Origin of the sequence: Salinispora oceanensis (assembly GCF_000383575.1) — a bacterium.
Lineage (GTDB): Bacteria > Actinomycetota > Actinomycetes > Mycobacteriales > Micromonosporaceae > Micromonospora > Micromonospora oceanensis.
In genome coordinates this window covers 4,924,893-4,950,433 of record NZ_KB911579.1, presented here as the reverse complement: position 1 = coordinate 4,950,433, position 25,541 = coordinate 4,924,893, and the positions used below count along the sequence as shown (strand labels likewise).

Genomic DNA, 25,541 nt, shown 5'->3' with positions numbered 1-25,541 from the left:
GCCCGGGCGAGACGAGCTAGGGTCGCGGTGATGAAGGCAATCTATCGGCCGGCAGCGCGGGTGATCTGTCTGGACGCCGCGTGCCGTGTGCTTCTGCTGCGTTGGCATGATCCAGTTGACGGGGTATGGCTGTGGGAACCGCCCGGCGGCGGCATCGAGCCAGGCGAGACGCCGCTGGCGGCGGCACGACGGGAGCTGATGGAGGAGACCGGACTGGATCCCGGGGCGGTCCTTGACCGGTCGGTGCCGGTCGAGCGGACTGTGCGCTGGAAGGGCAAGCGGTATGTCGGTCCGGAGGACTTCTTCGTGGCGCACTTCGCTGCGGACCGGCCAGCGCTGACCCGGACCGGTCTTCTCCCGAACGAGCAGGTCGAACTGCATTCGCATGCGTGGGTTTCGTGGACGGATCTGACCTCGCTTCCAGATCCAGTCGAGCCGCCGGAGCTGGTGACCGTGCTTCGCGCGTTGCAGCCGGATGGCCCCTGGTGCGAGGCGCGGAGCGGCTAGCGGCGGTGGCTGTGCCACTGTGGCTGGGTCCACGCCAGGAAGCGTTGATAGAGGTCGGACGCCTTGTGGACCTGCGCGAGTTGGGCGTCCGCCTCGGCCATGAGTGCCGCCAGGTAGAGGCGGAGCGCGACACGGTTGTCGCGATACTCGGTCAGGAGGGCGACTCGGGCTGAGGAGCATGGCCACGCGGCTCGACAGGTCTCGCAGCCCCACAGGGGCCGCATCGGCAGATGCGGCCGGTCGGTCACCGGAATGCCCCGATCACGATGGCGGTGAGGACGATTACCACGATCAGGGCGGTAAGCAGCTTCTGGCGGGCAGTGGGTGGGTTGATGTCCGGCGGAAACTCCGGGTGCACCCGGTCGCCGTCCGGCAAGCGGGGTGGGCCGGACGGATCACGGCGGGGACGCAACTCTTCGGGCCGGTTGTGGTCGGCCATCAGAGCCTCCGCAGCCCGGTGAGCACAGCTTCAAGGACATCGTCGGTGGGGTGCTGGGTGTAGCCAACGCGGGCTCGACCGACCGCGCGAAGGCCGGACAGCAGACGATCAAGCTCCTCCTCAGAGGTGATGGGCGGACGCTGGGAATTGATCAATTCAGCGGGTGCCGCCCGAGCTGCCCGTTTTGGTAGGTCCGCTGGGATGATCATCGTTGCCTCCTGTCGAACCTTGAGCGGGGGTGGTCGTGGGACCGCAGGCAGCGCTTCGTCTCGCTGCACGTCGGGCACCAAGTGCCGGACTTTCGAGAGATCAACAGCCCTGTTGCTAGGCCAATCGCCAGTGTCAACGCGGCGGCAGTTACGGACACCTCATCCTCCTGATGGCACGTCGATGCCTTCATGCTGGACTTGGGGAGGGTCATGCAATATTCCCTGGCGGTGTTTGCTGGAGAATATTGACCGTGGCGGAAGTTTCCCGGAAGGTATTCCATCGAGCGTGTGCATGTGTTCCGCCATGGAAGGAGGATCATGGAATCAGATGCAGGATCCACGGTGCCTCGAAGGCAGCTCGGTAGGTTTCTGCGGTCGCAACGGGAGAGTGCCAACATCACGATCAAGGCGGCTGCAGATGAGTTGGAGTGCAGCCCGCAGAAGATCTGGCGCATTGAGAAGGGATCCGTCCCGGTTCGTGCTACTGACGTCAAGATCCTCTGCCAGCTTTACGAGGTCGCAGCGGACATGACGGCAGGTTTGGTCGCCCTGGCACGAGAAACCAAGGCCAAAGGGTGGTGGCACGCGTACGGGGATGCCGTCCCGGGTTGGTTTGAGCTGTATGTGGGCCTAGAAGGTGCGGCCACCCGGATACGCAAGTACGAGCCGGCGTTGATCCCCGGCCTACTTCAGGCGCACGCGTACATGGAATCGGTGGTCCGAGCGGATCGGCCTGACCTGGAAGATGCGGATGTCGAGCGACGCATGGCGGTGAAGATGGAGCGGCAGGGCCTACTGTCGCGTCACTTCCCCCCGCCACCCCATCTGGAAGTGATCATCTGTGAAGGGGCGCTGCGGCGCACCCCCGCTGTTCCAGGCGCAATGGCACAGCAGTTGTGGCACCTGCTCAAGGCGAACGAGCGACCCCACGTCAGTGTGCGGGCACTGCCCCTTGGGGTCGGGCCACATCGAGCATCGGTTTCGGGGGCGTTCACTGTCTTGGACTTCCCGCCAGACGAGGCTGGTAGACACGAGCCGTCGACCATATACAGTGAGTCACTGACGGGGGCGCTCTACCTCGACAAGCCTGGCGAGACCGAAACGTACGATGCAGTGTGGGCAGACCTAGCGAAAAAGGCTCTTGACCCGGACGAGACAGACAAGTTTGTAACCACACTGATCGAGGAGATGAATAACCGTGAGTAACCTAGTCGGCGCTGTCTGGCGCAAGTCCACCCGCAGCGGCGCGAATGGCGACTGCGTGGAGGTCGCGGACAACCTTCCTGACCTCGTGGGTGTTCGGGACTCCAAGGATTCGACCGGGCCGGCCCTGGTGTTCGGTCCGGTGGCGTGGCGGGTCTTCGTGCGCCACGTCAAGCAGCACTGACCAGCCCCAGGAAGCCCGGTTTCCGGGGAACCCGACGGCAGCAGAAAGCCCGGCCCATTCAGGGGGCCGGGCCTTCGTGTGGTGCTGGGCGGCGTCCGGGTTCGGTTGACCCCGGGCGCCGCCCAACTGGGGTGCCGTCAGCCGGCCGCGATCCGCCAGGCCGCGGCGAGCTTCCACGTCGCCGTGGTCGGCTTGCCGGTCAGGAGCGCGTGCTCCGCGTCCGCGGTCAGGGTCGAGGTCCGCGTCGCCGAGGGGGCGGTGACACCCTCCCGTACGATCGCCGCCTGCGCGACATCTCGGAGCGTCGACACCAGCAGTTCGTGCTGTGCCGCGATGTCCCGGCTGCTGAAGGACAGCAGGGTGGAGACCACCGTCAGTTCGGTGACCACCCGCCGCTCGTCGCGGACCGAGCCGTCGTCCTGCCAGGAGCTGTCGTTGCGCAGCGACAGGTCCAGCACCTGCACCGCGGCCTGGGTCCAGCCGTCCTGCTCGATCCCGGCCAGCTCGGCCCGCAGCTCGTGCAGCCGGTCCTGGGTCGCGTCGGTGCGCAGGCCCCAGCCGTACGGGTAGAGCGGGTCGTAGCTGGCGTCACCGACGTTGATCGGCTCCTGGTCCAACGAACGCGGCCAGGAGACCGGCAGTTGACCGGTGAAGGGCTGCTCGCCGAAGAGTACGTCGGCGACGCCGGCCCCCTCGGTGCCGGGCAGCCAGGAGGCCACCACGGCGTCGGCGGAGGCGAGCGCGTCGTCGAGCACGAGCGGACGACCGGAGATCACCAGTACGACGCACTCGTCTACCGCTGAGCAGACCGTGTTGACGGTGTCCTGCTCGGCGGCGCTCAACGTCATGGTGAAGCCGTTGTTGCCGACGTCGCCGATGCCCTCCGCGTACGGCTGCTCGCCCACCACGACGATGGCCCGGTCGTGCCCGTCCAGCGGGGCGGAGGCGTCGGCGCTGTAGGTGACCTCGGTGTCCGGCGCGACCTGTTGGATGCCGTCGAGGATGCTGGTGCCGGGGGTGATGTCGCCGTTGCCGCCCTGCCAGGTGATGGTCCAGCCGCCGGCCTGCGCGCCGATGTCGTCGGCGTTGGCGCCGGCGACGTAGAGCTTGCCGGTGTTGGCCAGCGGCAGCACCTGATCAGTGTTGCGGAGCAGCACCTGGGATTTCGCGGCGGCCTCGCGGGCCACCGCCCGGTTTTCGGGCGAGCCCACATCGGCCAGGTTGGTCCGGTCGGTGAACGGCTGCTCGAAGAGTCCGAGGTGGAACTTCTGGGTGAGGATTCGGCTGACCGCGTCGTCGATGCGGGACATCGGGATGTTCCCGGCCTCGATCTCGCCGAGCAGCGTCTCCTCGAAGCGCTGGTACTCGTTCGGCACCATGATCATGTCTAGCCCGGCGTTGATCGAAATACGTACGTCGCTGTCGTAGTCCCCGGGGATCTGGTCGATCGCGGCGTAGTCGCTGATCAGGAAGCCGTCGAAGCCGATCTCCTCCTTCAGGACGTCGGTGAGCAGCTCCTTGTGGGCGTGCATCTTGACCGGGTTGCCGACCCCGTCCTCGGTGAAGTCGACGCTGGAGTACGACGGCATGATCGTTCCCGCGTTGTGCTTACGCACCGCCGGAATGTATGGGTCCAGGTGGACCCGGTCGAACTCTTCTCGGCTCATGACAACGACGCCCTGGTCGATCGGGTACCCCCCGTCGCCCGGCCGGTACTCGGTCCCGCCGTCGCCGGCGTAGTGCTTGACGGAGGCGAGCACCCGGTCGGCGTCCTTCCGGTCGGCCAGCTCGTGGCCCTGGAGCCCGTCGATCACGGTCTCGTTGGCGATCACCAGCGCCGGGTCCTCCCCGTACGCCTCATAGGTGCGCCCCCACCGGTCGTCGCGAGCGACGCAGGCGCAGGGTGCGAACGACCACTGCGGACCGGTCGCCCGGGTCTCCTCGGCGGTGACGTGCCCGACCCGTTCGACCAGCTCCGGGTCTCGAGCCGCGCCGAGCCCGATGTTGTGCGGGAAGATCGTGGTGCCCTGGACGTTGCTGTGGCCGTGCACCGCGTCAACGCCGTAGAGCAGCGGAATCTGCAGTCGGGTCTGCAACGTGTACGTCTGGTAGCCGTCGACCATGTCCGCCCAGGCCTCGGGGGTGTTCGGGGTGGGCGTCGAGCCGCCACCGGAGAGCAGCGAGCCGAGTCGCCAGGTGGCCAGGTCGTTCGGCGAGTCGAGGGCGTTCCGCTCGGCCTGGGTCATCTGGCCGACCTTCTCCTCAACCGACATCCGCCCGAGCAGGTCGGCGACCCGCTCGGCAACCGGCCGGGAGGCGTCCAGGTACGGCAGGTCGTGCGCGTTGAGCACGATGTTCGGTGGGTTCTCGGGTACGGCGATGCCGTTGCCGGAGAGGGTCAGCGGGATGGTCTCCGCCATTTCCGCCTGCTCGTCGGAGCGGGTGTGGACGGTGATCTGTCGGGTGGTTCCGGAGGCGGTGCCGGCGGGGAGGACGAACTCTCCCTCCACCGGCTCGTAGTCCTCGCCGGGGGTGGCCGTGCCGGCGCCGGTGGCGTACCGCAGGGTCACCTCGTCGTCCAGTGGCGCGTCATCGGTGTTGGTGAGCCGGATCGTGACGGTGGTCGACTCGCCCTCGTCAAGGAGGCTGACCGCTGGGTCGGCCGCCACTCGCACTGTGGGCCCGACCTGCGGAACGCCGTAGACCTCAACGTCATCGATGCGGAAGGTGTCGGCGTACCCGGAGCGGGGCTGCATCGCGTAGCCCCACATCTGGTCGAGGTCCAGCTCCTGGTTGATGCCGCCGATGGGTTGATAGTCGGTGCGGTACTTGAACTGCGAGAACGGGAGCTCGACCAGGCGCCAGCCGACCCAGTCCTCGGTGAAGCTGGTGATCCAGAGCTCGCTGTGTTCGGCGTCCGCCCCGCCGTCCTTGATCTCCACGTCGATGCGGCGCCCGGCGCCGGGCGCGGCTGGTGGCACGGTCAGCGGGCTGAAGTACCAGAACCGGAAGCCGCCGAAGCTGCTCCAGTCCTGCGGTTCGGTGTTGAAGCTCAGGTTCTGCCCGAAGCCGGCCCAGCTGGTGGTGGTGTCGATGGCCACGGAGAGGGCCTGGTTGTCGGCGGGCGTGCCGTCGCGGGACGCGTCGACGTAGCTCAGCTGCGGGATGCGGGAGTCATCGCCGCTGAAGGTGATGATGCCGGGCTCCCCTGCGGGCGGGTTGAGCTGTGGCTGCGGGGCCTCGAAGTCGGCGACCGTCGCCACGTTGGTGAAGAGCTCCACCTGGTCGAAGTGCAGTTCACCGGCGCCCTGCGGCAGGTTGACCGCGAACCCCCACATTCGGTCGAGCTGCAGTTCCTTGTCTTTCGGGCCGTCCGCTGGCTGGTAGCTGGTGCGCCAGGCGAAGTTGGGGAAGGTCGTCCGGACCTGCTTCCAGCCGGTGGAGTCGTCGATGAAGAACGACTCCCACAGCTCCGACGCCTCACCGTGCTCGCCGCCGTCCTTGATTTCGAACTGGACCTGCCGGCCGCTGCCGTCCCCCTTCACCCAGAACGAGAACCCGTCGTACGCCCGCCAGTCCTGGTGGCCGTCCGGCGCGATGAAGTTGTGGGTGAAGCCACCCCAGCCCTCGATGTCGTACCGGACGGAGAAGGCGTCGTTGTCGCCGCCTGCGCCGGGCCGGTCGTCGCTCGCGACGGTGCCCACCTCGGGCCGCTCGGGATCGCTGGAGGCGAAGAGTAGGACTTCGGGGGGTACGCCGTCCTCGTAGTCCTCGACGGTCTGCACGGCACCGGCCGGCGCTGGCGCGACGGCGGTGTTGGCGGCGGGGGTTGGGTCGGGCAGGGCCTGCGCGGCCCCGGGCAGGACCAGCAGGGATCCGGTGAGGGTGAGGGTGAGCAGGGCGGCGGTTCGGGTACGCCTGCCGCCCCGCCTGCGATCAGGTTCTGGATGCACGGTGCCTCCTGTGGATGGGGTCGGGAACGCTCCCATCGATTGTTGTAAGCTACAACATATTGGCTCGCGCCGTTTTCAGGAAGTAACAGGTGGGTAACGAGCGGCAGGGGTGGATGCGTCGCCCACACCCTGTCGCAGCCGCCGGTCTCGCCGTCGCCACGCCTTGGCGCAAGCCCGTTCGGGGCGGCGGCACTGATGAGAGCCGATTGGCGGTGATACTCTCCGTCGCGCCCTCCAGTCCATTCCGGAGCTGATGTGACAGAAGTCGACACATGTCCTCGGTAACCCGGGACCAGGTTTCCCGATCGCCTCGTCTCGGCCTGTTTCGGGTAGCGGACTTCCGCCGCTTCTATGGCGCGACCCTGGCCGGTCAGCTCGCTGACCGGTTCGTATTTCTCGCGCTGCCACTGGTGGCAATCGTCTGGCTGGACGCCGATGAGTTCGAAGTCGGCGTACTGACAGCTCTGACGACCGCCGGTTCACTGCTGATCGGGCTTCCAGCGGGTGCCTGGGTGGACCGTTGGCGCAAGCGCCCGGTCATGATCTGCACGGATCTGGTCCGGGCGGCGCTGCTGCTGCTCGTACCCCTGGCCTGGTGGGCAGATGCGTTGACGATCGGGCTGCTGTTCGCGGTTGCGCTCGTCCACGGCATGATGACCGTGCTGTTTGACATCGGCTACACCAGCTATCTCCCCGCCCTGATCGGCCGCGAGCGCCTGGTCGAGGGGAATGCAAAGATCGCCGCAGCCCGCTCCGCCATGAGCATCAGCGGCCCGGGCCTGGCCGGACCGCTGGTCGCCGGGTTCGGCGCACCGCTGACCCTGGTCGTCAGCTCCGCCGGGATGCTGCTGTCCGCGCTGGGCGTGCTCCGGATCCGCAAGCCGGAGCCACGGCCGCAGCATGCTGTCACCCGGCATCTCATCCGCGAGGTCAGGGAAGGGCTGCGGTTCGTGCTCGGCCACCCGCTGTTACGCCCGATCCTGTTCACCGACGGCATCTTCAGCCTCTTCCTCATCACGTACCAGACCATGCTGCTGGTGTTCCTCTCCCAGCACCTGCACCTTGGCTCGTTCGGCATCGGCCTGGTGCTTTCGGTGATGGCGTCCGGCGGACTCACTGGTGCGCTGCTCGCCCGCCGCGTGATCGACCGAATCGGCCCCGGCCCGGCGGTCTGGCTGGCGACACTGTGCACGGCACCGACCGCCGCGATACTGCCGCTCGCCCGGCCAGGCTGGTCGCTCTGGCTCGCGGCGACCGGATTGGCCCTGGTCTCCGCCGGCGGTGTGATCCGTTTGGTCTCGCAGGTGGGGCTCCAACAGGCCGCCACACCGGACCGACTGTTGGGCCGGATGAGTGCCACCGTCCGCTTCGTCCAATGGGGCAGCATGCCGATCGGTGCACTGCTCGGCGGGCTACTCGGCGGGCTGCTCGGCGCCCAAGCCGTACTGTTCATCGGGGTGGTCGGGATGACAGCCGCGTTCCTGCCGGCCTTCCTGTCACCGCTGGCGGCAGCACGCGAACTACCGGCGACGGCGGCGACGTGATTGACTCCCGGGTGCCCCACTCGCAGTGTGCCGGCCGTTGCCTGGACTGCTGCGCGATCAGCGAAGCAACCCGGCGCGTTCGGCTAAGGCGTTAGCTAATCTGGGAGGTGGTTAGGTTGACCGAAGCTGCGCACTACAACATGCATGACGCCAAGACCCACCTGTCCCGCATCATCGAGCGGGTGGAAGGCGGTGAGGAGGTCTTCATCGACCGGGCGGGCACTCCCGTGGCGAAAGTCGTGCCGTTGGTGCGCCGGGTCAACCGCACCGCGATCGGCTCCCTCCGCGGGCAGGTGGATCTCTCCGGTGATTGGGACTCGGCCCACACCAATGACGAGATCGCCGGTGACTTCGGCATCAGCGCATGAGCCTGTTACTGGATACCCACGTCGCGCTCTGGGCCATTACCGGCGAGCAAACCTGGAACCGGCATTCCTTGATCCCTTCGACCGGATGCTGGTGGCACAGGCAACTACGGAAGGCCTGACGTTGGCCTCGCGCGACGGGTCGATTGCGCGGTACGACGTGGACCTCCTCAACGTCTGACCCGTCATCCGCTCGGTAACTCGGTGCCCAGCCGAGTTGGCCTACCCGCCACCAGCCGGAACGGGAGGCCGCTGCGGCGTTGGTGCGGGTGGGCGGCGGGTCAATACCGCCCATCGGGTCAGCCGTGGGGTGAACAGGCCGGTGATCGCGAACAGCAGCGCCAGCGCGGCCCAACCCAGGCGCCCCCCGTCAAGGATCAGCAGGGTCAGCAGCGCGGGCCCCACCGCCCCGGCGAGGCCGTTGAGGAGCCCGGCGACGCCCTGGTATTCGCCGACGAACTCCGGTGTGGCCAGGTCGTAGGCCAGCCCGGCCTCACCGACCGCGTGCCACAGGTCCCCGATGGTGTAGACCGTGGTCGCGACCAGCAGTAGCGCGATCGTCGGGCCGGCGGGCAGCGCGCTGGTGCCGGCGAAGAGCAGCATCGCCGCGGCCAGCGCCAGACCAGCACGGCGCATCGTTCGCGCAGCCGGTGTGGCGGTCTGCGCGCCGTGGCTCAGGCGTACGGCCAGCAGCACCGTCAACAGGGTGTTGGTCACCAGGATCGCCGCCACGATGACGGTCGGTGCCGCCGTGTGGGACACCACCCAGAGGGGAAGGATCAAGGCGAGGACGACGGAGTGCAGCGAGAGCACCGCTGAGGTGGCACCGACGGCGAGGAAGGGGGCGTCCCGCAGTGCTGGCCCGAGACCACGCTTCGGTGCCGCCGGCACCGACCCGGGCGGAAACGGAGGCAGTCGCATGATCAGCATCGCGGAGAGTGCGAACGTCGCGGCGTTGCCGAGCACCAGCAGCTGGTACGCCCCCCGCGTGTCGGCGATCAGGGCGAGCCCCGCCAGGGCCGCGCCGACACCGATGCCGAGGTTCGCCACCGCGCGCAGGGTCGCGAAGGCGGATACCCGTCCCGCTGGGCCGCCGACGGCCGCGACCAGGGCGGCGCGAACCGCGAGGTTGCCGGTGGCGAGCAGCGCACTGAGCACCGCGACCACGATGAACGCTGTGACCGAGTCAACCAGCAGGTAGGACGCGGCGACAACGGCCTGCAGCAGCTGCAGGACCGCCCGCAGCGTACGTGGGTCGCGTCGGTCGGCGAGCCGGCCGAACGGCACGCTGGCGATCAGCCCGAGCAGCGCGGCGATCGTGAGACCCATGCCGACCGAGCGGGTGGACAGCCCGACGCTCCGGGTGAGGAACAGTGCCGAACCGGCAACCCAGAGCCCCATCCCCACGGTGTTGGTCAGCGTTGCCCAGGCCAGGGTCCGCAGTGGCCCGGGTGGCGGGATCGGCGAGCCTCCTGGCCGGCGGCTCATGGCCCGGCAAAAGTGCGGGTGGTAGCGACCTCCTGGGGAACCATTCACTGAATCTACGGTCGCTCGGCTCCGGCCGAGTACCGACGACGGGCGACGTCGATCACAGCGGATTTATCGGGAGCCCCTGCGGGAACACGGAGCCCGACCACGTCGGCGGCGGATTGCTCAGCCGCGGGCGGAGATGCGGTCGGCGCGGTGCAGCAGCGCGGCGGCGACGAGGCCGCCGACCAGGACGGCCACCGCCCCCACCGTCTGGCCGGTACGCAACGCGTCGGCGAAGGCGGCGGTGACCGCCGCCCGCTCCGGGCCCGCCGCGGCCAGGGCCGCGGGGAAGGAGCCGGCGCCGGCCAGCGCGGCGGGCAGCAGCGCGGCGAAGCGGGCGTTGAGCACCGCACCCAGCACGGCGATGCCGAGACTGCTACCAACCTCGGTCATGGTGCCGTCCACGCCGGCGCCGGCGCCCGCCTTGTCTGTGGGGATCGCGCTCATCACCGCCTCAACGATGGCCGGGTTCGCCAGCGCGCAGCCCGTACCCATGATGAGTAACCCGGCCAGCAGCGTGCCGTAGCCCTCGGTGGGAACGTGGGTAACCAACATCAGCCCGCCGGCGAGCAGGATCATTCCGGTGGCGATGGCGGCCGGTAGCCCGAGCCGGCGGTTTATTCGCGTGGCAATACCGCCAACGTTGAGCACCACGATGGAGAGTGCGAACGGCACCATCCGTAGCCCGGCCTCCCAGGCCGGGTAGCCGCGGACGAACTGCAGGTGCTGGGTGAGGAGGAAGAGCGCACCGGTGGCGCCGAACGTGATCAGCACCACGCCGCAGACCGCGCCGACGAAGCGGCGGTTCCGGAAGAAGTGCATGTCCAGCATCGGGTGGGCGACCCGTTGTTCCCAGCGGACGAAGAGCACCAGCAGCAGCACGCCGGCGATGCCCGCGCCGATAACCTTCGTTGAGGTCCACCCGAGCTCCGGACCGGAGATGATCGCCCAGACGATCGCGGTCAGGCCGACGGTGGAGAGCGCCACGCCGACCAGGTCGAGGCGGCCGCTGGCAGGGTTCCGTGATTCCGGGATCAGCGCCCGGCCGGCGAGCAGACAGACCAGCACGATCGGGATGTTCATCAGGAAGATCGCGCCCCAGGGCAGGTGGGCGAGGACGATTCCACCGATCGGTGGTCCGGCGGCGAAGCCCAGCGCGCTGGTCGCCGCCCAGATGCCGATCGCCCGGGACCGCTCGGCGGAGTCGAAGATCTGCATGGCGACGGCGAGGGTGGCGGTGACCAGCAGCGCGCCTCCCATGCCCATTCCGGCGCGCGCGGCGATCAACTGCTCGGAGGTACCGGCGAGGCCCGCCGCCAGCGAGCCCACGCCGAACAGCACCAGCCCGACCAGCAGCATTCGCCGCCGTCCGTACCGGTCTACGGCACTGCCAGCGCTGAGCAGCAGTCCGGAGAGCACCAACGCGTACGCGTTGATCATCCACTGCGCGTCGGCGGTGCTGGCGCCTAGTTCCACCGTGAGTACCGGAACCGCCACCGTCAACACGGTGTTGTCGAGCACGACGACGAGTTGGGTCAGGCAGAGGATCGCGAGGATCAGCCAGCGGTGCGGGACCTTGCCGCCCGCGACGGGGAGGTCGACCGGCGCCGGCGCGGTCGCTGAAGCGCTGCTCATCGTGCCGCGGTTTCGTCGTTCGTGGTCTGGCTGCCGAGGCCCATCAGGCGACCCGCCAGTAGCCGAGCGAGGTGAGCTGGTGTTTGCCGACGCCGAGCGTCCGTCGTACGTGCCGGGTGATGCGGCGGGTGCTGGCCGCCTCGCACGCCACCCAGTAGTGCGCGGTCTCGCCGGACGGTAGCGCGGCGCAGACGGTGTCGACCAGGTGCTGTCCGTCGTCGCGGCGCGGCACCCACGTCACGTCGTGGTGCGCCCGGGCGCGCGGAGTCAGTGCTTTCTCGTCTTCATGAGCGAACTCCAGCCATACCGTTGCGGGGATGTCGGCGCCAGCGTCGAGGAGGCTGTTGACCGCCGGTAGCGATGCCGCGTCCCCGACCAGGTAGAGGTGCTTCGGCGCCGGGTCGGGCAGCTGGAAGGCGCTGCCCTGCACGGTCGCGTCGATGGTGTCGCCAACCTGCGCGGTGGTGGCCCAGCGGGCGGCGCAGCCGTCGTGGATGGCGAATTCCAGGGTGAACCGCCCGGTTGCGGGGTCTGGGTCGACCAGCGTGTACGCCCGCTGGTGTGCCCGGCCGTTGATATCGAACCAGAGCCGGATCCACATCGTCGGGTGTGCGCCGCACGCTGCCAGGAGCCCACCGTCGTCGAGGAGTAGCCGCTGGTAGCGCCCGGCCACCGACTCGGTGCTCAACACGGTGAGCCGGAAGTCCCGACCGCCCATGGCCCGGAGGACCAGGCCCTCCCAGTTCCGTTTCACAAGACCTCCAGCTAAGGTCAGCCTAAGTTAGGAGAGGGTAACCTAAGCGGAAGTCCTGATGGTACCGCTTCCTGCCCGCCGGGCACCAAACTGCTGGCCCGATGCTCACCCACGCACCCAACGAAGGGCGAGACTACGTGATCTACCAGGAGCGAATCCCCGACCTTGGCGAACTGACGCTGGAGCCGGTGTGCCCCGACCGGCACGCCGAACTGCTGCACGACTGGGTGACCTTACCCCGGAACCAGTTCTGGGGCATGGGGTCGCACCGGCTCGACCAGGTGCGGGAGACCTATGCGTTCCTTTACGGGTTGGACACCCATCACGCGTACCTGATTCTGCTGGACGGTGAGCCGGTGGGGCTGTTCCAGAGCTACCAGCCGGCGGCCGACCCGGTGGGGGAACGTTATCCGGTGCAGGCGGGGGACATGGGGATGCACCTGCTGCTCAACCCGCCCCGGCGCTACCTCCGCGGTCTCACCGCGGCCGTCGGTCCCGCGCTGGCCCGGTTTCTGCTGCAAGATCCGACCACCCAGCGGATCGTGGTGGAGCCGGACGTGCGCAACGAGACCGCGCTGCGCCGGCTGCGAATCGAAGGGTTCACCTTCGCCGCGGAGATCGACCTGCCCGACAAGCGGGCCCAATTGGCTTTTCTGACCCGAGCCCGGTTCGAAGCCGACCATCCGACCCCGGTCAACTAGGTCACCCGCTGCGCCACCGGCGAGCTCACGCGGTGGCCGAATCAGTCCACACGTGACATGGACTCGGCTGAAGCTGCGTTGGGTCAGATCCAGTGGCCGGTGCGTTGGTCAGTGGATCTGGATGTGCCCGCGCGGTCGCCGGCCGCGGAGGTGGTCGTCGTAGTTGTCGAGCAGGCGCTGCGCCTCACCGGTGGCCTGCCGGAAGCGGGTGTCCCCGGATGCGTCAGCGGTCAGGACGTCGTGCATGGCCCGGGTCAGCACGGTCTGGAATCCGGCGAAGTCGCCGAGCAGCGCGCCGCGCCCCGTACCACCACTGACCACCCGGTGACCTCCGGTTCTGCCGATCCTCGCGGTCCCGCGATCAGGTGATGTGCCGTGAACTGTCGAGAACTGCCCGACGGGTTCGAGTTACTTGAGGGACCTACCCCCGCAGGGCTCGGCACCAGGTGTCACGTCCTGGACGGAATCGCGACAGCAGAGGGGGATACACCCATGCGGAAGATCATCCAGTGGGTGATGACGTCGGTGGACGGGTATGTCGACGGGCCGAATGGCGAGTTCGACTGGGCTTCGCTCGGCCCGGAGATCGGGGAGTACAGCGACCGCTTACACGAGCGGGCGGACACCTTCCTGTACGGCCGGGGTGTGTGGGAGATGATGTCCGGCTACTGGCCAAATGCGGAGTCGATCTCGGAAGACGAGCACGATCTGAAATTTGCGCCGATCTGGCGCGAGACGCCGAAGGTTGTCTTCTCCCGGACCCTGGAGGAGGCCGACTGGAACACCCGGGTGATCGGGGGCAACCTCCACGACGAGGTGACCGCGCTCAAGCGGCAGCCGGGCAAGGACCTGCTGCTCAGCGGCGGCTCCCGGCTGCCGGCCGCGCTGACGGCGCTGGGGCTGATCGACGAGTATCACGTCGCCGTGCAGCCGGTCGTGCTCGGCGGAGGCAATCCGCTGTTCCGCGAGCCGGAGCAGCGGGTGAACCTTCAGCTGGTCAATGCGCGGACCGCCGACTCATCGGCGGTGATCTTGCAGTATCAGCCAGCTCACGAGGCGTCGGCGCGCTGACTGCCTGCGGCGGCGGTGGCGTTCCTGGGCGTCACCGCCGCCGCAGGCTCGTCGGCGGCTACCTACTCGTCAACGGTGATCGTGTCGAGGATTGGGCGTACCTCCATCGCGCCGGTACGGGCGTCGGGCCACCGGGAGGCGATCTCGATGGCCCGCTCCAGGCTCGCTACGTCCACCGTGATGTAGCCCGCCAGGTGCTCCTTCACCTCCGCGAATGGACCGTCGGTCGTCGCTACCGCTCCGTCGACCACCCTCACGGTTCGACTCTGGGAGACATCGGTCAGAGCGGCGCCGCCAACCAGCTCGCGATTGGCGGTGAGTTCTTTCATGATTCCGCCGACATCTGCCATGATCTTTTCCTGCTCGGCTTGGGAGAGGCGCTGCATGGCGGCGGGGTCATTGTGGATGAGCAGCATGTACTTCAAGTCCGGGCTCCTTCTCAGCCTCCCAGCGCGCTACGCATTTCGGGCAGGGAGTGCGAATTCTACGTGCGACACAGTACGCCGGCAACGAACGGCGCGGGAACGCCGCGTGTCCGTGATGCCGGGGAGGGAGATGTCGAGATCACCGGCCCGGGTCCGACTCATAAGGGAAGTAATGCCTCGCCTGACCGGGGCTCGTGCAGAAAGGAAGACTCGCATGCGAGACGCGACATCAGCTGCGCCGAATCAACGCGCTGGGCGCCGTGAGTGGACCGGCCTGGCTGTTCTGGCCGTCGCCACCCTGCTGGTGGCCTTCGACATCGGTGTTCTCTTTCTGGCGTTGCCGCACCTGAGCGCCGACCTCGGGGCCACCAGTAGCCAGCAGCTCTGGATCACCGACATCTACACCTTCCTGCTCGCCGGCTTCGTGATCACGATGGGCACGCTGGGGGACCGGATCGGCCGCCGCCGGCTGTTGCTGATCGGTGCGGTCGGGTTCGCCCTCGCCTCGGTCTTGACGGCGTACTCGAACAGCCCGGAGATGCTGATCTTCTCCCGGGCACTGCTCGGTGTCGCGGGGGCCACTATCGCCCCCTCGACCCTGGCGCTGATCAGCAATATGTTCCGGGACGACCGGCAGCGCGGTGTCGCGATCTCCATCTGGGCGACCTGCCTGTTCGCCGGCGGTGCCACCGGTCCGGTAGTCGGCGGGGTCATGCTGGACCACTGGTGGTGGGGGTCGGTGTTCCTCATCGCGGTGCCGGTGATGGCGGTGTTGCTGGCCGCCGGACCGTCGTTGCTGCCGGAGTACCGCAACCCGGAGGCGATCGGGCGGATCGATCTGGTCAGCGTGGCGTTGTCGCTGGCGGCCGTCCTGCTGATCATCTACGGCATCAAGAACCTTGCCGCCGACGAGACCGACCTGCCGGTGGCGGTCGGCGCGATCATGGTCGGCCTGGTTGTCGCGGTCCTCTTCGTGCGCCGGCAGCTCCGCCTGCCCAACCCCCTGGTGGACCTGAGCCTGCTGCGGCAACGGAAGATCCGGGTGGTGCTGCCCGCGATGCTCGTCGGCTCCGGCGCGTTCGGCGGGACCAGCATGTTCACCGCCCAGTACATTCAGAGCGTCGCCGGGCGCTCGCCCAGCGAGTCGGGGCTCTGGATGTCCGCCACCGGGCTGGGTATCGCGGCGGGCAGCCTGCTGGCGCCGGTCCTGGTGCGCAGCATGCGGCCGCAGACCGCGATCACTCTCGGGGTGAGCGGTTCCGCGGCGGCGTTGCTGGTGCTCACCCAGGCAGGGACCAACGGGTGGCTGATTGGGGTGGTGACGTCGATCGCCGTGGTGGCCTTCGGCGTTGGGCCGCTGTTCGCGCTCGGCACCGGGATCGTGGTCGGCTCCGCCCCGCCGGAGCGCGCCGGCTCTGCCGCGTCGATCTCCGAGACCAGCAACCTGTTCGGTACGTCGCTGGGCCTGGCGTTGCTGGGCAGCGCCGGTGCTGCGGTCTATCGCGGCCAGATGGCCGACGCGGACCTCAGCGCCTATCCGTCGGCGGTGGCCGACAGCGCACGCCAGACGATCGGCGGTGCCACGGCCAGCGGTGATCCGGGGCTCATCGCGCTGGCGCGCGACGCGTTCACCAGTGGGCTGAACGTCGCGGCCGCGATCGCCGTGGCGGTGATGGTGGCTCTGGTCCTGGCTCTCATCATGAGTTTCCGCGGCGACGGCGACGGCGCCGACGAGGCGAGCGCGGCGGAGGAGGCCGGGTCGGGTACCCAGCCGACGCCGGCCCGGTAGGCGCCACCGAGGGCAGCACGCACCCGGCCCCGGGTCTCGCCGGGGCCGGGTGCGAGCTAACGGCGGGTCGAATTGCCGAGCCGGTTGCGGCGGAGGGCCAGGTAGCGCTGTTCGGGCACGCTGTTGGTACGTTGCGCGGCCGCCTCGTAGCAGTCCCGGGCCGCGCTGAGATCTCCGGCCATTTCCAGCAGGTGCCCGCGCACCGCGTGGAAGCGATGGTGATCACGCATCCGCTTGTCCCGATTGAGGGGCGCCAGCAGCGCGAGGCCCTCCTCGGGGCCGCACACCATCGCCTCGGCCACGGCCCGACTGAGGGTGATCATGGGGTTGGGGGAGGTCTTCTCGAGTAGTTGGTACAGCGCGGAGATTTGACGCCAGTCGGTGTCCTGCGGCCGTGCCGCCTCCGCGTGCACCGCGGCGATGGCGGCCTGCAACTGATACTGGCCCACCGGCCCGCCGGAGGCCAGCGCACGGGTGACGAGCTCGGTGCCCTGCTGGATGATCTGCTGGCTCCAGCGGGTGCGGTCCTGCTCGTCGAGCGGGATGAGGGCACCGTCCGGGGTGGTCCGGGCCCCACTGCGGGCATCGGTGAGCAGCATCAGGGCCAACAGGCCCGCGACCTCGCCGTCGTCCGGCAGGAGCCGGTACACCGTCCGGGTCAGCCGGATCGCCTCCCGGGTCAGCTCGGTGCGCAGCAGGTCCGGGCCCGAGGTGGCGGTATACCCCTCGTTGAAGATCAGATAGAGCACGTGCAGCACCATCCGGAGTCGGCTGGTGTACATCTCGCCCGACAGGGGGTACTGGATGCCCGCCGACCTGATCCGCTGCTTGGCGCGGCTGATCCGCTGGGCGACGGTCGACTCCGGCGTGAGCAGGGCACGGGCGATCTCGGCGGTGGTCAGTCCGCCGAAGGCGCGCAGGGTGAGCGCCACCTGCGAGGGCGGGGACAGGTCGGGGTGACAGCACAGGAACAGCAGCACCAGGGTGTCGTCGCGGTCCGAGGGCGCCTCGTCCGGGCCGGGCGCCGCGAACTCGGTGGGCGTTCCGAGTACCGCCGCGGTGGCCTCACGCCGCCGTCGCGCCTGGTCGCTGCGCCACTGGTCGGTCAGACGCCGTGCCGCCACGGTGGTGAGCCAGGCCCGTGGGTTCGCCGGGATTCCCTGGTCGGGCCACTGAAGAGAAGCCGCGAGCAGAGCCTCCTGCACGGCGTCCTCGCAGGCCTCGAACTGCCGGAAACGCCGGACCATGGTCGCGAGGACCTGTGGCGCCGTCTCCCGCAACACTTCCACGACCCGCGAGTCCGCCCTCGCGTGCGTGCGCACCGTACCTCCCGCATCGTTACGGCGGCCGGGGCTGCCCTGACGGTAGTCGATCTCCAAATCAGCATACCGGGTGGCGGGTCCGGCCGGCCGAAGCCGGGCCCGGCGCCGTCACCCGGACCGACGACGGCGCACGAGCGGGCACGTACTCCGGCAGGGCGGGTCAGGACCGGCGTTCCGCGGTGGTGAACAGGAACGTTCCGGGCGTGTCCTGGTGGCGAACGGTGAGGCCAGCCCGGTCCAGCCAGGTGTGAACCTCCGCCGATTCGAACAGTGAGCTTTCGGCGATGCCGGCAGCTGATGTCCTCATCGTTTCGAATCCCGGCCGGCCTGGCCTCTCCAAGCGTGCGCAGCGTGGTGGTCGCGGGCGAGGATCTCGAATGGCGGCGCCAGCAGTTCACCCCGGTTCGCCGGTGCCGGATCCGTCGACGCGGTGGCCCGCCGACGGGTTAGATCCAGCGGCGCAGTGCCACTTCCACTCCGGCCTGGAATCGACTCTTCACCTCGAGGCGTCGCATCAGGTCATGGACGGTGCGACGGACGGTCCGCTCGGAGAGTTGGAGTTGGCGGCCAATCGCCTCGTCGGTAAGCCCTTGCCGGAGTAGCCGGAGGATGGCGACGGTTTGGTCAGTTAGGCCGTCCCCGTCGGCCGTGGCGGACCTCGGGAACTCTCTGCTCTTCTCCCAGAGTAGGTCGAAGAGGAGGCACAGGGTGGAGACCAGGGAGCTACCGCGGATCTCCAACGCGCCCCGGCGGGGTTGCGGCCCGATCGGGATGAGAGCGAACTGTCGGTCGACCAGGGTCATCCGAATCGGCGCTTCGGTCATCACCCGACTCTCCTCGCCCTGTTCCGCCATCAGCTCGGCGTACGCTCGGGAACCGGCGTCGTCCAGTGTGCTTTCCTGGTATATGTGGCGGATCGTCACCCCGCGGGAGAGGGCGATCCGGGTCAGCGTCTTGGCGGTCTCGATGCTTCCCGGTGGCATCGCCCGGCCGGTGGTCAGCGTCATGATGCTCTCGGATGCGGTGCAGGCGTGCTCGGTCAGGCGTTCCCACACGGTGTCGGCTCCCTCCAGCCGCACGATCTCCTCCCGCCCGCGGTGGGTGTCGTGACTGGCAGTGTGGGCGAGCACCGAGGCCCGGGCCGCCAGGAGCTTCGCCTGCTGCGTGATCGTCTGCTGCTCGGCCTGGTGCAGCAGGGCGAGCAGGCCGAGCCGCAGGCTCACCGAGCGCAGACTGCCTTCCTGGTGGGGCGGCGGTGGGATGATTGCCTGGTCGGCCAGGGCGGAGAAGGCATCGCGGATGACCGCCTCCGGAACGTCCAGGCTCGTGGCGAGTTCATCGACGTTCCAGGTCGGATGCTCCACCATCGCCCAGTAGACGGCTTCGATTCCCGCCGATATGCCTAGCCTGTCGAGCAAGGTTGCCTCCACCAGTCCTACCAGGTGTTCACATTAGTGAAATCTGCCCCCTTCGCAAGGCTCAGATATTGAGGCCCGCCTTTGGTTGGTATCGGGCGACCTTCGTGGTGCGACCCGTGCCCAGGTCGGTCGGCCTCCGGTACCCCGGGTCGCTCCGGACACCCGGCTCGGTGTCATCCCCGCCTCCCCGTGCCGGAGCGTCGCCGTCGTCCGGGCCGGCCCATCGGTCCTGGCTGCCCGGGCGTTGCCGGAACCGGCCACGGCCGGTTCCGGCAACGCCCGGAGTGCTGACGCGGACGACGCCGGACCGCACCATGATCGCAGCGGCGCTGCCAGGAGCCAGCTGGCGGCTGAGGGGAGGTGCCCGATGCGTACCGGGCAGATGTGGATGGTCGACACATTCGTGAAATCAGTGGGGAAACAATCGCGAATCCGATTAAGTGAACAGGCCGTGAGGCCACTGCATCGCGCTACCCAACCGCATTTTCTAATTTGCTCCAGATTGTGCAGTACCGCCGTAAGTGCCGGTTCGTCGCAGACCACATCGGGCAGCAGGAGGCGATCTCACGCAGCACATCGTGCCGTCACCGGGGTGAACGAGTACCGGGCATCGGTGTGGACGGGAGAGTGCGATGGCGCCTGTTGCAGTGCGCCCATTCGTTGCTGACCGGCCAGCCCGACCGGCGGTGTTCCGGGTGCTCGGCCCGTTGACCCTCGCCAGCGGCGGGGACACGCTGGTACTGCCACCGTCGAAGGTGACTTCGTTGCTCGCCGCGCTGTTGTTGCACCCCGACGAGGTGATCTCGGTGAGCACGCTGCAGCAGGCGGTGTGGGGCGACGCGCAGCCCGCCTCGGCCAAGGCCGCGTTGCAGACCTGCACGCTGCGGCTGCGGCAACTCTTCCACCGCCACGGCATCACCGGCAACGTGATCAAGACGGTACCGGGTGGCTACCGGATCACCGCTAGCGCCGCCACCGTCGACCTGATGCGCTTCCGTGAGCTGATCGGCCACACCCGCGACGCCGCGGAGCCTGAGACCGAATTGGCGAGGCTGGAGGAGGCGCTCGCGCTGTGGAATGACCCAATGCTGGCCAACGTGCCCTCCGAGACGCTGCATCGGGACGTCGTACCGCGGATCAGTGAGGAGCGGGTCCAGGCGATCGAGCGGGTGTGCGATCTGAAGATCAGCCTCGGTCGGGACCGCTCCGCGCTGGTGGACCTCTGGACCGCCAACCGCGCGTATCCGGCGAACGAGCGCTTCTCCGCGCAACTCGCCTCGGTGCTCTATCGCACCGGTCGGCAGGCGGACGCCCTGGCCGAACTGCGCCGGATCCGGGAACACCTTCGCCACGAACTCGGTATCGCTCCAGGCCCCACCCTGCGTGCGCTGGAGCTGACCATTCTGCGCGGCGAAACGTCCACTCCGGTCGCGCCGGTGGGCCGATCCACCGCCGTCGCGGTGCCCCGGCACCCGGTCGCGTCCAGCCTCATCGGACGGGACACGCTCGGTGAGACCATCGCCGACCGCCTCCGCGCGGACTGCCCGATCGTGGTGCTCACCGGCCCACCCGGCGTCGGCAAAACCGCGCTGGCGCAGCACGTTGAGCAGCTCGTAGCCCCCCACTTCCCCGGCGGCCAACTTCGGGTGGCCACCGCATCGCTGCACCACGCCCAAGGGCAGCTCCGCACCCCGGTTGACCAAGGTCACGGTGTCCAGGTGGGCAGACGACTGCTGATCGCCGACGACGTGGTCAACGGCAGCCACCTGCGAGGAATGCCGGCCCTGCTGGCACCCGGCGACGCGCTGCTGTTGACCAGTCGACAGAGCCTCTCTGGTCCCGTTACCCGACTTGGCGGCTGGCTGCACCGGGTGGAGCCGCTCGACCCCGCTGACTCGCTTCAGTTGCTCCGTTCCGTGCTGGGACCCGAGCAGGTCGATGCCGACCCGCAGAGTGCCGCCGAGATCGCGGCGCTCTGCGACCACCTGCCACTCGCGCTGCGCATCGCCGCCACCCGCATTTTGCTGCGCAACCGGACGGGACTCGTGGCGGCGGTGGAGTGGCTGCGTGCCGACCCGCTGAATCGGCTGAGTCTGCCCGGCGAACCGGACATGTCACTTGGCCACCGCTTCGACGAGGCCCTGGCCCGAGCCGGCGAAACCTTGGCGGCGGCCTTCGTCCGGCTGGCCACCGCGACTCCCACCGCCCGCACCGCCGCGGCCGCCGCCGAGCTGCTCGACGTTGACCCGGCCACGGCTCGCGACCTGCTCGACGGGCTGGTTGACCACAGCCTGGTCGAGGAGGCCGCGGAGCACTACTGGATACGCGCCCTGCTGCGGCGACACGCCCAGCTGGTAGCCGAACGGCACGCCCCCCACCCCGGTCCACCGGGACAGCCGCACCGAGCGAAGGGATCCCCGCGATGAGTACGGCATACGACACGGTGGCGCAGACCCGACCTCGAGTGCGCCACGACGTGCTGTTCACCCGGGCCGAGGACGGGGTGGTGTTCCACAATGCCACCAGTGGCTTCCGGTTCTCCTCCGCGACCGCGTACCGGCTGGCATCGTTGCTCGTCCCGCATCTGAACGGGCGGCATCAGCTCGCGGACATCTGTGCCCGCCTGCCCGCCGGGCAGCGGGCCATGATCGGTGAGCTGGTGCAGGCGCTCTACGCGCGCGGCTTCGCCCGAGACGTCCCCGAGGCGGAGGTCGACCCGACGACGATCCTGGGCCCGGCGGTGGCCGCGCACTTCTCGAGCCAGGTCGCCTATCTCGACCATTACACCGATCGGGCACCACAACGCTTCGCCACCTTCCGGAACACCTCGGTCGCGGTACTGGGCAGCGGCCCGGTCGCCACCGCCTGCGCCACCGGGCTCCTGCGCAACGGCGCCGCCACAGTGAGCGGTTCCCCGGCGGTCCTACCACGACTCACCCCGGAGTTGGCTGAGCTGAGCGCCGCGGGCTGCGCCGGGACCGCCGTGCCGCTACCCGACGCGGGCGCCGAGGTCGGCTGGTCCGAGCTGGCCGCGGCGGAGATCGTGATCGTGGCCGGCGGGGCCGACGCGCCCCGCGACACCCTGCGGCTACTCGCGGCCGGAATTCCCCCCGGCCAGCTTCTGCTGCCCGCCTGGGTCGCCGGCGGGCGGATGCTGGTCGGCCCGGTCCAAGGTGTCGGCCGGACCGGATGCTGGTGCTGCGTCATGCTGCGGCTCGCCGACAACGACGAGACCGGTGGAGCCGGGCGGGTGTGGCAGGCGGCGGCACTGCCGTCCGGGGCCGCGCCAGCCACCGCCGAGCCGGACGGCCCCCTCGCGGCGATGATCGGCAACCTGCTGGCGTACGAGGTGTTCCGGCTGACCACCGGCGCGCTACCCGCCGAAACCGAGGGGAGCGTGATCGTGCAGCACCTCGCCGCACTCGATGTGCTGACCGAGCAACTGCTCCCGCACCCCCGGTGCGCCTTCTGCCGGCCGGCCCCGCCGGAACCGGCCTGGGTCACCGGTGACCTGGACGACGCACCTGTCGAGACCGGCCCCGGGGCCGACCCGGGCGCCGAGGCGCAGGAAACGCTCGCCCGGCTCGAGGCCCACCAGCCCTTACTCCAGCCGCATCTGGGGGTGTTTCGTCGCTACGACGACGAGCGTTGGGACCAGACCCCGGTGAAGGTCGGCGCGGTCGAGCTCACCGACGGCGCCGGCCAGCGTCGTACGGTGACCGCGTTTGATGTCCACCACGTCGCGGCGGCCCGGCTACGGGCACTGCGGATCGCGGCCGTCGTCAACACCAGCAGGATCGCGACCGTCGTCCCCGCCTCCCACGACCTCCCGCGGGTCGATGCCACCCGGCTCGGCCTCGCCTCGGGCTGGGCTACCGCCGAGCCGGACGCCTGGGCCACCGCCCGGTCACTGTTCACCCGCGAGGCGGTGGCAGTGCCGACGTCCGTACTGGAGCCGTTTGGGGCGGCCAACCGTCGGCACGGCGCCGAACCGACCAACGCCGGCGGGGGAGCGGGCGGGGACCTCACCGAGGCCGTCCGGGCGGGCCTCGCCTCGGCGCTCGCCGGGCAGCGGCTACGACAGGTCGTCGTCGGGCAGGAGACCATCCACAAGGTTCGGCCAGCCACTGTCGGCGTCACCCCCGAGCTGCTCTTCCTCACCAGGTCAGCGGCGAACCTGGGCATCACCGTGGAACTGCTCGACCTCGGCGGGCAGCGCGACACCGCGGTGGCGGTGCTGCTGGCCCGCTCCTTCGACCCCGGCCGTGGCCAGTGGACGTACGCACTCACCGCCGATCCGGACTGGACGACGGCGGCCGCGGCGGCGCTACGCGACGTGCTCGGTCAGGCTCAACTGCGGGCGCAGGACCCCGAGGTCGTACCGGACACCGGCGACCCGGTGCTGGTGGACTTCGACGCCGGCACGGTGCCGGTACACGGTGAGGTGGACGCCGCCGGAGCCGGCTATCGCTGGGCCGACGTGCTCCAGCGACTACCGGACCTCGGCTACGACGTGCTGGTGGCCCCCGTAGGTGGTGCGGACCTGGCCGCGGGGGGGCTGGTGGCGGTCCGGGTGCTGCTGGCCGCCGGAGGCGACCGGTGAGCGACGGTGCGGCCGCGACCGATGACCTGGTCTGTGCCGGGTTGACCCGGCTGCTCGCCGAGCGGGGCTGCGCCGCGGACGTGGTCGCGCTGGGGGTGCGGGACGAGCTCCGCGCGACCATCCGCCCGGAGCGCGGACCGCGGGTGCTGCTCTACGGGCAGCTGGCGCTGATCGCACCGGTGCCGCCGGCAGCGGCCTGTTCGACCTGCCTCGCGCGGCGCTGGCAGGCGGTGCGCCACCGTGACCTGCGCGACGCGGTGGAGCTGGGCGGTGACACGGCCGCGGTGGGTCCCTGGCCGTACGCGACCCCGCTCGTCGCGGACTTCCTGCATGCGCTGATCGTGGCGGGCCGTACCGCCGGGACCGGACCGGCCAGCACCGGGGCAGGGACGCCGAGCACGGTGTTTCAGGTTGACCTGTCGACCCTGCGGGTGCAGCAGGTGCCACTGCTGCCCGATCCCGAGTGTCCGGGCTGCGGCACCATGGTCGCCGATGCCCGGGAGCTGGCGGCGATCGAGCTACCCGCCACCCCGAAGTCGGCGGCGGACCCGTTTCGTGGCCGCGACCTGGATGCCTACCCGCTGAACGTCGCGGCGTTCGCCAACCCGGTGTGCGGGGCGCTCGGCGGCGGCCTGTGGCAGGACGTCACCTCGCTCTCCACCTCCCCGGCGGTCGGCTCGTTCACCCTGCGTTCTGGCCGCTTCCTCCGGGAGACGCTCTACGGTGGGCACGCCGACGGCTACCGACGCAGCGCCCGGATCGCGGTGTTGGAAGGAATGGAGCGCGCCGCCGGCCTGCGCCCGCGGGGCAAGCGCACCGTGGTCACGGCGACGCTACGCGAGCTGGGCGACGACGCCCTGGACCCACGCGAGTGTGGGCTCTACCCCGACGCCGTCTACCAGGCCAGTCCGTACCTGCACCGGTTCGACGTGGACCGGCCGATCACGTGGGTCTGGGGCTGGTCCCTGCGGGACCAGCGCCCGCTGCTGGTGCCGGAGGTACTCGCCTATTACCACGCGGCGAGTGTCGAGGAGCGTTTCGTCCAGGAGACCTCGAACGGCTGCGCCTCCGGCGGATCCATGGTGGAGGCGATCTACCACGGCCTGATGGAGGCGATCGAGCGCGACGCCTTCCTGCTGGCCTGGTACGGCGGCCGTTCCCTACCGGAGCTCGACCCGGCCAGCATCGACCGACCACGGGCCCGGATGATGGTTGACCGGCTGGCGATGTACGGCTATCGGGCCCGATTCTTCGACACCCGGATAACCTTCGACATCCCGGTGGTGACCGCGGTGGCCGTCCGCGAGGACGGCGGTCTCGGTACCCTCGCCTTCGGCGGCGGGGCGAGCCTCGACCCGCAGGCCGCGATCACCGCGGCGCTCTGCGAAATCGCCACCGACTCGGTGATGGTGCGAGTTCGCGCCCGCGCCGACGAGACCCGGTTGCGTCGGATGACGACCGACTTCTCCCGGGTGCAGGGCCTGCACGACCACCCGCTGCTCTACGGCCTGCCGGAGATGGCGCGACACGCCGCCTTCCTGCTCGACCACGGCACCGCACCGGTCCCGATGACCCAGCTGTACGAGCGGGACCGTCCCGCCCCACCGGTCACCCCCGATCTCCGCGACGACCTCGAAGGCTGCCTGAAGCAGGTGACCGCGCAGGGCTTTGATGTGATCGCCGTGGATCAGACCACCCCCGAGCAGCGTGAGCTGGGGCTGACGACGGTGAGTGTGCTGGTCCCGGGACTCCTGCCGATCGACTTCGGCTGGCTGCGCCAGCGCGCCCCGCACGCGCGGCGGCTGCGGACCGCGTTCCGCACCGCCGGGCTCCTCGACCGCGACCTGCGCGACGACGAAATCCACTCCGTTCCCCACCCGTTTCCGTGA

General features: G+C 69.4%; 23 protein-coding genes and 1 pseudogene. 12 read left to right on the top strand and 12 right to left on the bottom strand.

Annotated features, from left to right (window positions below):
• Positions 1-30: 30 nt before the first annotated feature.
• Entirely contained in the window at positions 31-507 is a 477-nt protein-coding gene (locus SALPAC4_RS0122745; protein WP_018737390.1) for an NUDIX hydrolase, read from the top strand.
• Here SALPAC4_RS0122745 and SALPAC4_RS0122740 read toward each other — a convergent pair.
• From SALPAC4_RS0122740 to SALPAC4_RS27005, 3 genes are read right to left on the bottom strand one after another with little or no spacing between them, the layout of a single operon-like run.
• Complete coding sequence (locus SALPAC4_RS0122740) at positions 504-755, bottom strand: hypothetical protein (RefSeq protein ID WP_019872325.1); 252 nt, start codon at positions 753-755, stop codon at positions 504-506. The genes SALPAC4_RS0122745 and SALPAC4_RS0122740 overlap by 4 nt on opposite strands.
• Positions 752-946, bottom strand: coding sequence for a hypothetical protein (locus tag SALPAC4_RS0122735; RefSeq protein ID WP_019872324.1), 195 nt, complete (start codon positions 944-946; stop codon positions 752-754). The genes SALPAC4_RS0122740 and SALPAC4_RS0122735 overlap by 4 nt, the downstream gene beginning before the upstream one ends.
• Positions 946-1,155, bottom strand: a complete 210-nt coding sequence (locus SALPAC4_RS27005; protein WP_019872323.1) for a hypothetical protein — start codon at positions 1,153-1,155, stop codon at positions 946-948. The genes SALPAC4_RS0122735 and SALPAC4_RS27005 overlap by 1 nt, the downstream gene beginning before the upstream one ends.
• 318 nt (positions 1,156-1,473) lie before the next feature.
• Between SALPAC4_RS27005 and SALPAC4_RS0122725 the strand changes: the two genes are divergently transcribed.
• Together SALPAC4_RS0122725 and SALPAC4_RS0122720 are read left to right on the top strand one after the other, a co-directional pair.
• Positions 1,474-2,361, top strand: a complete 888-nt coding sequence (locus SALPAC4_RS0122725) for a helix-turn-helix domain-containing protein (protein WP_027645010.1) — start codon at positions 1,474-1,476, stop codon at positions 2,359-2,361.
• Positions 2,354-2,542, top strand: coding sequence for a DUF397 domain-containing protein (locus SALPAC4_RS0122720; protein WP_019872321.1), 189 nt, complete (start codon positions 2,354-2,356; stop codon positions 2,540-2,542). Before SALPAC4_RS0122725 ends, SALPAC4_RS0122720 begins: the two co-directional genes overlap by 8 nt.
• A 137-nt stretch (positions 2,543-2,679) precedes the next feature.
• On the opposite strand, the gene SALPAC4_RS0122715 is transcribed toward SALPAC4_RS0122720, so the two are convergent.
• Positions 2,680-6,495 (bottom strand): carbohydrate binding domain-containing protein, encoded by a 3,816-nt coding sequence (locus SALPAC4_RS0122715; RefSeq protein WP_019872320.1) that lies wholly within the window; start codon positions 6,493-6,495, stop codon positions 2,680-2,682.
• A 272-nt stretch (positions 6,496-6,767) separates the two neighbouring features.
• Between SALPAC4_RS0122715 and SALPAC4_RS0122710 the strand changes: the two genes are divergently transcribed.
• From SALPAC4_RS0122710 to SALPAC4_RS25605, 3 genes and pseudogenes are all read left to right on the top strand, one after another.
• Positions 6,768-8,039: an MFS transporter gene (locus tag SALPAC4_RS0122710; protein ID WP_019872319.1), complete on the top strand. Its 1,272-nt coding sequence runs from the start codon at positions 6,768-6,770 to the stop codon at positions 8,037-8,039.
• Positions 8,040-8,179: 140 nt separating this feature from the next.
• Positions 8,180-8,407 carry a type II toxin-antitoxin system Phd/YefM family antitoxin gene (locus tag SALPAC4_RS0122705; protein ID WP_019872318.1) on the top strand — a complete coding sequence of 76 codons (228 nt, stop codon included), beginning with the start codon at positions 8,180-8,182 and terminating at the stop codon, positions 8,405-8,407.
• Positions 8,404-8,585 (top strand): annotated as a pseudogene (locus SALPAC4_RS25605) (hypothetical protein). The gene SALPAC4_RS0122705 and the pseudogene SALPAC4_RS25605 overlap by 4 nt, the downstream one beginning before the upstream one ends.
• Positions 8,586-8,626: 41 nt before the next feature.
• On the opposite strand, the gene SALPAC4_RS0122695 reads toward SALPAC4_RS25605, so the two are convergent.
• The 3 genes from SALPAC4_RS0122695 to SALPAC4_RS0122685 form a co-directional block, all read right to left on the bottom strand.
• Entirely contained in the window at positions 8,627-9,892 is a 1,266-nt protein-coding gene (locus tag SALPAC4_RS0122695; protein WP_027645009.1) for an MFS transporter, read from the bottom strand.
• Between the two features lie 165 nt (positions 9,893-10,057).
• Positions 10,058-11,569 carry an MFS transporter gene (locus SALPAC4_RS0122690; RefSeq protein WP_019872315.1) on the bottom strand — a complete coding sequence of 504 codons (1,512 nt, stop codon included), beginning with the start codon at positions 11,567-11,569 and terminating at the stop codon, positions 10,058-10,060.
• A 43-nt stretch (positions 11,570-11,612) separates the two neighbouring features.
• Positions 11,613-12,323, bottom strand: a complete 711-nt coding sequence (locus tag SALPAC4_RS0122685) for a siderophore-interacting protein (protein WP_019872314.1) — start codon at positions 12,321-12,323, stop codon at positions 11,613-11,615.
• A gap of 137 nt (positions 12,324-12,460) precedes the next feature.
• Here SALPAC4_RS0122685 and SALPAC4_RS0122680 point away from each other — a divergent pair, with 137 nt between their 5' ends.
• Positions 12,461-13,024 (top strand): GNAT family N-acetyltransferase, encoded by a 564-nt coding sequence (locus SALPAC4_RS0122680; RefSeq protein ID WP_027645008.1) that lies wholly within the window; start codon positions 12,461-12,463, stop codon positions 13,022-13,024.
• 108 nt (positions 13,025-13,132) lie between these two features.
• Here SALPAC4_RS0122680 and SALPAC4_RS0122675 read toward each other — a convergent pair whose 3' ends face one another.
• Complete coding sequence (locus SALPAC4_RS0122675) at positions 13,133-13,345, bottom strand: hypothetical protein (RefSeq protein ID WP_019872312.1); 213 nt, start codon at positions 13,343-13,345, stop codon at positions 13,133-13,135.
• A 171-nt stretch (positions 13,346-13,516) separates the two neighbouring features.
• On the opposite strand from SALPAC4_RS0122675, the gene SALPAC4_RS0122670 reads away from it, so the two are divergent.
• On the top strand, positions 13,517-14,095 hold the full coding sequence (locus tag SALPAC4_RS0122670; RefSeq protein WP_019872311.1) for a dihydrofolate reductase family protein: 579 nt from the start codon (positions 13,517-13,519) through the stop codon (positions 14,093-14,095).
• Positions 14,096-14,157: 62 nt separating this feature from the next.
• Here SALPAC4_RS0122670 and SALPAC4_RS0122665 read toward each other — a convergent pair whose 3' ends face one another.
• Positions 14,158-14,511, bottom strand: coding sequence for a YciI family protein (locus tag SALPAC4_RS0122665; RefSeq protein WP_019872310.1), 354 nt, complete (start codon positions 14,509-14,511; stop codon positions 14,158-14,160).
• Between the two features lie 223 nt (positions 14,512-14,734).
• Here SALPAC4_RS0122665 and SALPAC4_RS0122660 point away from each other — a divergent pair, with 223 nt between their 5' ends.
• A complete protein-coding gene (locus SALPAC4_RS0122660) occupies positions 14,735-16,309 on the top strand; it encodes an MFS transporter (protein ID WP_019872309.1) in 1,575 nt (524 codons plus the stop codon).
• A 56-nt stretch (positions 16,310-16,365) separates the two neighbouring features.
• Here the strand turns inward: SALPAC4_RS0122660 and SALPAC4_RS0122655 are convergent, their stop codons facing one another.
• From SALPAC4_RS0122655 to SALPAC4_RS0122645, 3 genes are all read right to left on the bottom strand, one after another.
• Complete coding sequence (locus tag SALPAC4_RS0122655; protein ID WP_019872308.1) at positions 16,366-17,598, bottom strand: RNA polymerase sigma factor; 1,233 nt, start codon at positions 17,596-17,598, stop codon at positions 16,366-16,368.
• Positions 17,599-17,791: 193 nt separating this feature from the next.
• Entirely contained in the window at positions 17,792-17,938 is a 147-nt protein-coding gene (locus SALPAC4_RS28055) for a hypothetical protein (protein ID WP_019872307.1), read from the bottom strand.
• Between the two features lie 139 nt (positions 17,939-18,077).
• Positions 18,078-18,998: a LuxR C-terminal-related transcriptional regulator gene (locus SALPAC4_RS0122645; protein ID WP_019872306.1), complete on the bottom strand. Its 921-nt coding sequence runs from the start codon at positions 18,996-18,998 to the stop codon at positions 18,078-18,080.
• 683 nt (positions 18,999-19,681) lie between these two features.
• Here SALPAC4_RS0122645 and SALPAC4_RS0122640 point away from each other — a divergent pair.
• From SALPAC4_RS0122640 to SALPAC4_RS0122630, 3 genes are read left to right on the top strand one after another with little or no spacing between them, the layout of a single operon-like run.
• Entirely contained in the window at positions 19,682-21,475 is a 1,794-nt protein-coding gene (locus SALPAC4_RS0122640; protein WP_033665028.1) for an AfsR/SARP family transcriptional regulator, read from the top strand.
• A complete protein-coding gene (locus SALPAC4_RS0122635; protein ID WP_027645005.1) occupies positions 21,472-23,652 on the top strand; it encodes a TOMM precursor leader peptide-binding protein in 2,181 nt (726 codons plus the stop codon). The genes SALPAC4_RS0122640 and SALPAC4_RS0122635 overlap by 4 nt, the downstream gene beginning before the upstream one ends.
• Positions 23,649-25,541: a TOMM precursor leader peptide-binding protein gene (locus tag SALPAC4_RS0122630; protein WP_019872302.1), complete on the top strand. Its 1,893-nt coding sequence runs from the start codon at positions 23,649-23,651 to the stop codon at positions 25,539-25,541. The genes SALPAC4_RS0122635 and SALPAC4_RS0122630 overlap by 4 nt, the downstream gene beginning before the upstream one ends.

Excerpts from the sequence above, each read along its gene's own strand:
- SALPAC4_RS0122690 (WP_019872315.1), bottom strand. The coding sequence starts at position 11,569 with ATGAGCAGCGCTTCAGCGACCGCGCCGGCGCCGGTCGACCTCCCCGTC.
- SALPAC4_RS0122640 (WP_033665028.1), top strand. The coding sequence starts at position 19,682 with ATGGCGCCTGTTGCAGTGCGCCCATTCGTTGCTGACCGGCCAGCCCGA.
- SALPAC4_RS0122645 (WP_019872306.1), bottom strand. The coding sequence starts at position 18,998 with ATGGTGGAGCATCCGACCTGGAACGTCGATGAACTCGCCACGAGCCTG.
- SALPAC4_RS28055 (WP_019872307.1), bottom strand. The coding sequence starts at position 17,938 with ATGAGGACATCAGCTGCCGGCATCGCCGAAAGCTCACTGTTCGAATCG.
- SALPAC4_RS0122635 (WP_027645005.1), top strand. The coding sequence starts at position 21,472 with ATGAGTACGGCATACGACACGGTGGCGCAGACCCGACCTCGAGTGCGC.
- SALPAC4_RS0122725 (WP_027645010.1), top strand. The coding sequence starts at position 1,474 with ATGGAATCAGATGCAGGATCCACGGTGCCTCGAAGGCAGCTCGGTAGG.
- SALPAC4_RS0122665 (WP_019872310.1), bottom strand. The coding sequence starts at position 14,511 with ATGCTGCTCATCCACAATGACCCCGCCGCCATGCAGCGCCTCTCCCAA.
- SALPAC4_RS0122745 (WP_018737390.1), top strand. The coding sequence starts at position 31 with ATGAAGGCAATCTATCGGCCGGCAGCGCGGGTGATCTGTCTGGACGCC.
- SALPAC4_RS0122705 (WP_019872318.1), top strand. The coding sequence starts at position 8,180 with ATGCATGACGCCAAGACCCACCTGTCCCGCATCATCGAGCGGGTGGAA.
- SALPAC4_RS0122695 (WP_027645009.1), bottom strand. The coding sequence starts at position 9,892 with ATGAGCCGCCGGCCAGGAGGCTCGCCGATCCCGCCACCCGGGCCACTG.
- SALPAC4_RS0122670 (WP_019872311.1), top strand. The coding sequence starts at position 13,517 with ATGCGGAAGATCATCCAGTGGGTGATGACGTCGGTGGACGGGTATGTC.
- SALPAC4_RS27005 (WP_019872323.1), bottom strand. The coding sequence starts at position 1,155 with ATGATCATCCCAGCGGACCTACCAAAACGGGCAGCTCGGGCGGCACCC.
- SALPAC4_RS0122660 (WP_019872309.1), top strand. The coding sequence starts at position 14,735 with ATGCGAGACGCGACATCAGCTGCGCCGAATCAACGCGCTGGGCGCCGT.
- SALPAC4_RS0122710 (WP_019872319.1), top strand. The coding sequence starts at position 6,768 with ATGTCCTCGGTAACCCGGGACCAGGTTTCCCGATCGCCTCGTCTCGGC.
- SALPAC4_RS0122735 (WP_019872324.1), bottom strand. The coding sequence starts at position 946 with ATGGCCGACCACAACCGGCCCGAAGAGTTGCGTCCCCGCCGTGATCCG.